The organism is Pelagibius sp. (assembly GCF_028289705.1).
GTDB lineage: Bacteria > Pseudomonadota > Alphaproteobacteria > Kiloniellales > Kiloniellaceae > Pelagibius.
The window spans coordinates 1-1560 of sequence record NZ_JANQOI010000152.1 but is presented as its reverse complement, the minus strand read 5'-3'; the positions used below and the strand labels follow the sequence as shown (position 1 = coordinate 1560).

The following is a 1560-nucleotide window of genomic DNA, read 5'->3' as shown; positions in this document are numbered from 1 at the left end:
CCCTGGCCGACCAGGCGACCATCGGCAACATGGCCCCCGAATACGGCGCCACCTGCGGCATCTTCCCGGTGGACGCGGAGACCATCCGCTACCTCACCTTCACCGGGCGCGACCCCGAGCGTGTCGCCCTGGTGGAAGCCTACGCCAAGGCCCAGGGCATGTGGCGCGACGCCTCGACCCCGGATCCGGTCTTCACCGACACCCTGGAGCTCGACCTCGGCGACGTGGAACCGAGCCTCGCCGGGCCCAAGCGCCCGCAGGACCGGGTGGCGCTCTCCGGCGTCACCGCCTCCGCCGACAAGGCCCTGGGCGAGATGGGCAGCGGCACGGCCACCGCGGTCGAGGGCGGCGACTACAGCCTGGAGCCCGGTGCGGTCGTGATCGCCGCCATCACCTCCTGCACCAACACCTCCAACCCCTCGGTGCTGGTGGGCGCCGGCCTGCTGGCCAAGAAGGCGCGGGAGAAGGGCCTCACCACCAAGCCCTGGGTGAAGACGTCGCTGGCCCCCGGCAGCCAGGTGGTGACCGACTACCTGGAGGCCGCCGGCCTGCAGAGCGAACTGGACGCCCTGGGCTTCGACCTCGTGGGCTACGGCTGCACCACCTGCATCGGCAACTCCGGGCCGCTGGAGCAGCCCGTCAACGAGGCCATTGAGACGGGCAACATCTCGGTCGCCGCCGTGCTCTCGGGCAACCGTAATTTCGAGGGCCGCGTCCACCCCATGGTGAAGCTGAACTACCTGGCCTCACCGCCCCTGGTGGTGGCCTATGCCCTGGCCGGCTCCCTCAAGGTCGATCTGCTGAACGATCCGATCGGCACCGGCAGCGACGGCGAGCCCGTCTACCTCAAGGACATCTGGCCCTCCAACAAGGAGATCGAGTCCGTCATCGGCGACGTGCTGACGCCGGAGATGTTCAAGGCGCGCTACGCCAACGTCTTCGAGGGACCGGCGGAGTGGAAGGAGATCGATTCCGGCTCCGGCATGACCTACATGTGGAGCGACGGCAGCACCTATGTGCAGTATCCCCCCTTCTTCGAGGAGATGCAGGCGGAGCCCGAGGCCACCAGCGACGTCAGCGGCGCCCGCGCCCTGGCGATCCTCGGCGACTCCATCACCACCGACCACATCTCCCCGGCCGGTGCCATCAAGAAGGAGAGCCCGGCCGGCGAGTACCTGATCGAGCATCAGGTGCGGCCCCTGGAGTTCAACTCCTACGGCGCGCGGCGCGGCAATCACCAGGTGATGATGCGCGGTACCTTCGCCAACATCCGCATCCGCAACGAGATGGCCGCCGGCACCGAGGGCGGCTTCACCAGGCACATGCCCGAGGGCACGGTGATGCCGATCTACGACGCCGCCATGAAGTACGCCGAGGAGGGCGTGCCCCTGGTGGTCATCGGCGGCAAGGAATACGGTACCGGCTCCTCGCGCGACTGGGCGGCCAAGGGCACGCGCCTCTTGGGCGTGAAGGCCGTGATCGTCGAGAGCTTCGAGCGCATCCACCGCTCCAACCTCGTCGGCATGGGCGTGCTGCCGCTGCAGTTCAAGGACGGCACCA

General features: G+C 68.7%; 1 protein-coding gene. It reads left to right on the top strand.

Annotation, left to right across the window (positions count from 1 at the left end):
- On the top strand, positions 1–1560 hold a 1560-nt coding region (gene acnA / locus Q0996_RS19050), incomplete at both ends, for an aconitate hydratase AcnA (RefSeq protein ID WP_299623421.1).